Origin of the sequence: Streptomyces sp. NPDC001549 (assembly GCF_042894025.1) — a bacterium.
GTDB lineage: Bacteria > Actinomycetota > Actinomycetes > Streptomycetales > Streptomycetaceae > Streptomyces > Streptomyces kutzneri.
The window spans coordinates 47880-55006 of the sequence record NZ_JBIAVJ010000038.1 but is presented as its reverse complement, the minus strand read 5'-3'; the positions used below and the strand labels follow the sequence as shown (position 1 = coordinate 55006).

Annotated in this window: 6 protein-coding genes; 1 reads left to right on the top strand and 5 read right to left on the bottom strand. The window is 67.5% G+C overall.

Annotation, left to right across the window (positions count from 1 at the left end):
* Positions 1-152 precede the first annotated feature (152 nt).
* The 5 genes from ACFY04_RS39560 to ACFY04_RS39540 form a co-directional block, all read right to left on the bottom strand.
* Positions 153-1268, bottom strand: coding sequence for a DUF475 domain-containing protein (locus ACFY04_RS39560; RefSeq protein ID WP_189964011.1), 1116 nt, complete (start codon positions 1266-1268; stop codon positions 153-155).
* A gap of 25 nt (positions 1269-1293) precedes the next feature.
* The gene (locus ACFY04_RS39555) at positions 1294-1869 is read right to left on the bottom strand and encodes a TerD family protein (RefSeq protein WP_389125135.1); all 576 of its coding nucleotides are present in this window, start codon (positions 1867-1869) and stop codon (positions 1294-1296) included.
* A 259-nt stretch (positions 1870-2128) separates the two neighbouring features.
* Entirely contained in the window at positions 2129-2704 is a 576-nt protein-coding gene (locus ACFY04_RS39550) for a TerD family protein (protein WP_030009302.1), read from the bottom strand.
* 167 nt (positions 2705-2871) lie between these two features.
* Complete coding sequence (locus ACFY04_RS39545) at positions 2872-3330, bottom strand: peroxiredoxin (RefSeq protein ID WP_389125132.1); 459 nt, start codon at positions 3328-3330, stop codon at positions 2872-2874.
* A 157-nt stretch (positions 3331-3487) separates the two neighbouring features.
* Positions 3488-3913: a DUF3052 domain-containing protein gene (locus tag ACFY04_RS39540; protein ID WP_030009300.1), complete on the bottom strand. Its 426-nt coding sequence runs from the start codon at positions 3911-3913 to the stop codon at positions 3488-3490.
* Between the two features lie 460 nt (positions 3914-4373).
* Between ACFY04_RS39540 and aceE the strand changes: the two genes are divergently transcribed.
* A complete protein-coding gene (gene aceE / locus ACFY04_RS39535) occupies positions 4374-7106 on the top strand; it encodes a pyruvate dehydrogenase (acetyl-transferring), homodimeric type (RefSeq protein WP_389125130.1) in 2733 nt (910 codons plus the stop codon).
* Positions 7107-7127: the final 21 nt, after the last annotated feature.

Here is a 7127-nt window from a genome sequence, read left to right as displayed (position 1 = left end):
GGGGCCCCCCCCCCGCCCCCGCCCCCCCCCCCCCCCCCCCCCCCCCCCCGGCCCCGCCCCCCCCCCCCGCCCCCCCGGGGGGGGGGCGCCCCCCCGCCCCCCCCCCCCCGCCCCCCCGCCCCGCAATGGAGCGTTCCGCATTACCGCCGTGGTCATGCCTCGGCGGTGGAACCCTCCAGTTCCAGGCGCTTGTTACGGCGCACCGAGGACCAGAAGGACCATCCGATGAGCAGCACGCCGACGAGACCGGTGATGATCTCGTTGATCTCGTACTGGATGGTGACGAGCAGGATCACGGCGAGGGCGCCGATGGCGTAGTGCGCGCCGTGCTCCAGGTACACGTAGTCGTCGAGGGTGCCCTGGCGGACCAGGTAGACGGTCAGCGAACGGACGTACATGGCACCGATGCCGAGGCCGAGGGCCATGAGCACGATGTCGTTGGTGATGGCGAAGGCGCCGATGACCCCGTCGAAGGAGAAGGAGGCGTCGAGGACTTCGAGGTAGAGGAACATGAAGAAGGCGGCCTTGCCGGCCATGGCGACGGCCGAGACGGGCTTGCCGGTCCTCTTGGCCTCTTCCTCGGCCTCGTGCTCGGCCTCCTCCTCTTCCTCCAGTTTGTTCTCGAAGTAGCCGGAGAGGCCGCCGACGACCATGTAGGTGATCAGACCGAGGATTCCGGAGATCAGGACGGTCTGCGCCTTGTCCACGTGGATGCCACCGTGCTGGTGGGCATTGGCGCCGACGGTCATCGAGGCGATGACCAGGACGATCAGCGCGATACAGGCGGAGAGCATGTCGACCTTGCCGAGCTTGGCGAGCGGACGCTCCAGCCACGCGAGCCACTTGATGTCACGGTCCTCGAAGATGAAGTCGAGGAAGATCATCAGCAGGAACATGCCACCGAACGCGGCGATGGACGGGTGGGCGTCCGTGACCAGCTGCTCGTACATCTCCTTGTCGTTGAGGGCAAGCTCGACGGCCTCGATGGGCCCGATCTTGGCGCTGATCGCGACGATCACAACGGGGAAGACCAGTCGCATACCGAAGACCGCGATCAGGACGCCGATGGTGAGGAAGATCTTCTGCCAGAAGGCATTCATCTTCTTCAGGATTCCGGCGTTGACCACCGCGTTGTCGAAAGACAGCGAGATCTCGAGGACCGACAGGATCGCGACGATACCGAAGGCCTGCCACCCCCCGTAGAACACCGCTGCGACCAGACCGAGCGCAGTGATTGCGAACGACCAGCCGAAGGTTTTGAGAACCACTGGCACCCCATCGTCTTGTACGGCTTTACGAAACGTTGACCCCGAAGTCTAGAGCGATGCCTCGGAGCCCCGACGCGTACCCCTGCCCCACCGCACGGAACTTCCATTCGCCCCCGTACCGGTAGACCTCGCCGAAGATCATCGCGGTTTCGCTGGACGCGTCCTCGGACAGGTCGTAGCGGGCCAGTTCCTGGCCGTCGGCCTGGTTCACCACACGGATGAAGGCGTTGCTGACCTGGCCGAAGCTCTGCCGACGGGAGTCCGCGTCGTGGATCGAGACCGGGAAGACGATCTTGTCCACGGCCGCCGGCACCTTGGTGAGGTCGATGATGATCGACTCGTCGTCGCCTTCACCCTCGCCGGTGAGGTTGTCCCCCGTGTGTTCGACGGAGCCGTCGGGGCTCGTCAGGTTGTTGTAGAAGACGAAGTACTCGTCCCCCAGCACCCGGCCGCTGTTGCAGAGCAGCGCGCTGGCGTCGAGGTCGAAGTCGGCTCCCGTGGTCGAGCGCGCGTCCCATCCGAGACCGATCAGAACCCTGGTGAGGTTCGGTGCGGCCTTGGAGAGGGAGACATTGCCCCCCTTGGCGAGTGTGACGCCCATGTTGTGGTCCTCCCCGGACGACGGTGTGGCGATATGGCGATGTGCCGGTGCGGTGCGGTGCGATGTGGCGGGTGTGGTGCGGCCTGGCGGGTGCTGCTGTGTGCCGTGGTGCTGCGTGCCGTGCTGCTGCTGTGTGCCGTGGCGCTGCATGCGGTGTGCCGGTGGTGCGGTGTGCCGCCCGCGGTGGTATCCGCGGGTAAAGCCGGTCCGGCGCCGTACACACAGTGCACGGCGCCGGACGGACGGACTGCTCTCAGGCTCAGACGTTGACGCCGAAGTCCTGCGCGATGCCGCGCAGGCCCGATGCGTAACCCTGGCCGATGGCGCGGAACTTCCACTCCGCACCGTTGCGGTACAGCTCGCCGAAGACCATGGCGGTCTCGGTCGAGGCGTCCTCGGAGAGGTCGTAACGCGCGAGCTCGGTGTTGTCGGCCTGGTTCACCACGCGGATGTACGCGTTGCGGACCTGGCCGAAGCTCTGCTGGCGGCTCTCGGCCTCGTAGATCGAGACCGGGAAGACGATCTTGGCAACGTCGGCCGGGACGCCGGCCAGGTTCACCTTGATCGCCTCGTCGTCGCCCTCGCCCTCACCGGTGGTGTTGTCACCGGTGTGCTCCACCGAGCCGTCGGGGCTCTTCAGGTTGTTGAAGAAGACGAAGTTCGCGTCGCTGGTGACCTTGCCCTGGTCGCTGGTCAGGATCGCGCTGGCGTCGAGGTCGAAGTCGACACCGGTGGTGGTGCGAGCATCCCAGCCCAGACCGACGATGACCGCCGTCAGGTTAGGCGCGGCCTTGGTCAGCGAGACGTTGCCGCCCTTGCTGAGGCTGACTCCCACGGGTCCTCCATTTGGGTTCTGTGTGTGGGGCGGTGCCCCGTCGTGCAGGGGGCCCTCCCGGCCGTGACCGGGGGAGCTACCGGATCAACGTTTCGATCCTAGTGACGGGTTCCCGCCTGTAAGCGGTTTTCGCAGGGAAAATGCATGTACGGCCCGCTCGGGCGCGCTCAGAGACTGTCGATCGCCTTGATGTACTCGTTCAGGTCACGCGCGTCGGGCAGTCCGTTGACGACAGTCCAGCGCACGACGCCGTCCTTGTCGATGATGAAGGTGCCGCGGACCGCGCATCCCTTGTCCTCGTCGAAGACGCCGTAGGCGCGCGAGGTCTGCCCGTGCGGCCAGAAGTCCGACAGCAGCGGGTACTCCAGGCCCTCCTGCTCCCCGAAGACCCGCAGGGTGGGCACGGAGTCGTTGGAGACGGCCAGGAGCTGCACGTCGTCGTTCTGGAAGCGCGGGAGCTGGTCGCGCAGCTCGCACAGCTCGCCGGTGCAGACGCCGGTGAAGGCGAACGGGTAGAAGAGCAGCACCACTGCCTTCTCGCCCCGGAAGTCGGAGAGCCGCACGGTGGCGCCGTGGTTGTCCTTGAGCTCGAAGTCCGGGGCCTTGTCGCCGACCTCGATCGCCATCTCTCGCATCCCTTCGTTCCCGCATCCCCGCGTTGGGCTGTTCGGGTGAGTCACAGACTAGGCCCTGGACGTGGGCAGGTCATGGAACGCACACACCCCGCAGACCGGGGTCACCTGGTCGGCGGGGTGCGCGTCCGCTTGGCTGCGGGCGTACGGCTCAGCGCTTGGCCTTGGCGGCCTTCGGCGTCACCAGCTTGGTGGAGGTCCACTCCTTGCCGACGGGCAGGCCCTTGGCAAGCGAGAGGCCGGCCGTCTCGGCTGCCTCGCTGATGTCGCTGGCCTCGACGTAGCCGTCACGGCCCGTCTTGGGGGTCAGCAGCAGGATCAGTGCGCCGTCCTCGACCAGCTCGGTCGCATCGACCAGGGCGTCCGTCAGATCGCCGTCCTCGTCGCGGAACCACAACAACACCGCGTCGGCGACGTCGTCGTAGTCCTCGTCGGCCAGCTCGCTGACGAGCTTCTCGACGGCGTCACGGAATTCCTGATCGACGTCGTCGTCGTAGCCGATCTCCTGGACCACCTGTTCGGACTGGAAACCCAGCCGGGCGGCCAGGCTCTCCGCGTGGTCCGCGGTCGCGCTCACGGGGTGCCTCCTGCTCATGTTCGGTGAATGTCTTCTGGCGGCGCGCGTACGCGCAGCATTGGCCGTAGTCCACACGGGCGCGGCGGATCGCGCAAGTACCCGGCCGCCGAGACCGTCGAAACGGTGACGATTGCGGCCGTCTCGCCGCAACTTTCAGCCTTCCCGTGTGCACCTCTCGTGATTCATCCCACACCATTCCAGCTCATTCGGCATCATCGTCGACGCTTGAGGACTTTCCTACCTGTTTGAGGGACGAACGGTCTCACGAAGGCGGCGCCCGTCTTGGGCGTAAGGTTGCGGTTTGGCCGGACTCGCGACGGATCGCCGCCGATCCTTCCCTCCCGGGTTCCCTGCGGTTTCCAGGGATTACCCGGTGGTAAAGATGAAGATTTCGGCCCAGCGTAAGAGCATGGGAGGCGGCGAACCCCAGGCACGACTCCCCCGACAGCGAAGGAACAGCGTGGCTTCCGCATCCGATCGCAATCCGATCATCATTGGCGGCCTGCCGAGTCAGGTCCCGGACTTCGATCCGGAGGAGACGCAGGAGTGGCTCGACTCCCTCGACGCCGCAGTCGACGAGCGGGGCCGTGAACGGGCCCGCTACCTGATGCTGCGGCTGATCGAGCGGGCCCGCGAGAAGCGCGTGGCCGTGCCGGAGATGCGCAGCACGGACTACGTCAACACGATCGCCACCCGGGACGAGCCGTTCTTCCCCGGCAACGAGGAGATCGAGCGCAAGGTCCTCAACGCCACCCGGTGGAACGCGGCCGTCATGGTCTCGCGCGCCCAGCGTCCCGGTATCGGCGTCGGCGGCCACATCGCCACGTTCGCCTCCTCCGCCTCCCTCTACGACGTGGGCTTCAACCACTTCTTCCGGGGCAAGGACGAGGGCGACGGCGGCGACCAGATCTTCTTCCAGGGCCACGCCTCCCCCGGCATCTACGCTCGCGCCTACCTCCTGGACCGGCTCACCGAGCAGCAGCTCGACTCCTTCCGCCAGGAGAAGTCGAAGGCCCCGTACGGCCTTTCGAGCTACCCGCACCCGCGGCTGATGCCGGACTTCTGGGAGTTCCCGACCGTCTCGATGGGCCTCGGCCCCATCAGCGCGATCTACCAGGCGCGGATGAACCGGTACATGGAGGCGCGCGGTATCGCCGACACCTCCAAGTCCCACGTCTGGGCGTATCTCGGCGACGGCGAGATGGACGAGCCGGAGTCGCTGGGCCAGCTGTCGATCGCGGCCCGTGAGGGTCTGGACAACCTGACCTTCGTCGTCAACTGCAACCTGCAGCGCCTCGACGGCCCGGTGCGCGGCAACGGCAAGATCATCCAGGAGCTGGAGTCGATCTTCCGCGGCGCGGGCTGGAACGTCATCAAGCTGATCTGGGACCGCTCCTGGGACCCGCTGCTGGCCCAGGACCGCGACGGCATCCTCGTCAACAAGATGAACTCCACGCCCGACGGGCAGTTCCAGACGTACGCCACCGAGTCGGGCGCGTACATCCGCGAGCACTTCTTCGGCGGCGACCAGCGGCTGCGGGCGATGGTCGAGAACATGTCCGACCAGCAGATCCAGCACCTGGGCCGCGGCGGTCACGACCACAAGAAGGTCTACGCGGCCTACGCGGCGGCCAAGGCCCACAAGGGCCAGCCGACGGTGATCCTGGCCCAGACGGTCAAGGGCTGGACGCTCGGCCCGAACTTCGAGGGCCGCAACGCGACGCACCAGATGAAGAAGCTGACGGTCGACGACCTCAAGCGCTTCCGCGACCGTCTGCACATCCCGATCACGGACGCGCAGCTGGAGGGCGGGGCCCCGCCGTACTACCACCCGGGCCCGAGCTCCCCCGAGATCCAGTACATGCACGACCAGCGCAGCGCGCTGGGCGGGTACGTGCCGACCCGCGTGGTGCGCGCCAAGCCGCTGCAGCTGCCGGACGACACGACGTACGCGGCCGCCAAGAAGGGGTCCGGGCAGCAGTCGATCGCCACGACCATGGCCTTCGTCCGCATCCTGAAGGACCTGATGCGGGACAAGGAGATCGGCAAGCGCTTCGTGCTGATCGCGCCCGACGAGTACCGCACCTTCGGTATGGACGCCTTCTTCCCGAGCGCCAAGATCTACAACCCGCTGGGCCAGCAGTACGAGGCGGTCGACCGCGACCTGCTGCTCGCGTACAAGGAGTCCCCGACCGGCCAGATGCTGCACGACGGCATCTCGGAGGCGGGCTGCACGGCCTCGCTGATCGCCGCGGGCTCGGCGTACGCGACGCACGGCGAGCCGCTGATCCCGGTCTACGTCTTCTACTCGATGTTCGGTTTCCAGCGCACGGGTGACCAGTTCTGGCAGATGGCCGACCAGCTCGCGCGCGGTTTCGTCCTCGGCGCGACCGCCGGACGGACCACCCTCACGGGTGAGGGCCTCCAGCACGCCGACGGTCACTCCCAGCTGCTGGCCTCGACGAACCCGGGCTGCGTGGCGTACGACCCGGCCTACGGCTACGAGATCGCGCACATCGTCAAGGACGGTCTGCGGCGGATGTACGGCCCCGAGGCGGAGGACGTCTTCTACTACCTGACCGTCTACAACGAGCCGATCCAGCACCCGGCCGAGCCGGCGGACGTCGACGTGGACGGCATCCTCAAGGGCATCCACCGGGTGTCGCAGGGCACCGCGGGCACGATCGGGGCGCAGCTGATGGCCTCGGGCGTGGCGGTGCCGTGGGCGCTGGAGGCGCAGCGGATCCTGGCGGCCGACTGGGGTGTCCGGGCGGACGTCTGGTCGGCGACCTCCTGGAACGAGCTGCGCCGCGAGGCGGTCGAGGTGGAGCAGCACAACCTGCTCCACCCGGAGGAGGAGCAGCGCGTCCCGTACGTGACGCGGAAGCTGTCGGGTGCGGAGGGGCCGTTCGTGGCGGTCTCGGACTGGATGCGGGCGGTTCCGGACCAGATCTCGCGGTGGGTGCCGGGTGCGTACACCTCGCTGGGCGCGGACGGCTTCGGCTTCGCGGACACCCGTGGCGCCGCTCGGCGCTTCTTCCACATCGACGCCCAGTCGGTGGTCCTGGCGACGCTCACCGAGCTCGCGCGGGCGGGGAAGATCGACCGCTCGGTGCTGAAGCAGGCGATCGACCGGTACCAGCTGCTGGACGTGACGGCGGCGGACCCGGGCGCTGCGGGCGGCGACGCGTAGTCGCTGCGCGGCAGGACGGAT

Bases quoted from the DNA above. Each gene is read 5' to 3' on its own strand.
- ACFY04_RS39555 (WP_389125135.1), bottom strand. From the start codon at position 1,869: ATGGGCGTCACACTCGCCAAGGGGGGCAATGTCTCCCTCTCCAAGGCC.
- ACFY04_RS39545 (WP_389125132.1), bottom strand. From the start codon at position 3,330: ATGGCGATCGAGGTCGGCGACAAGGCCCCGGACTTCGAGCTCAAGGAC.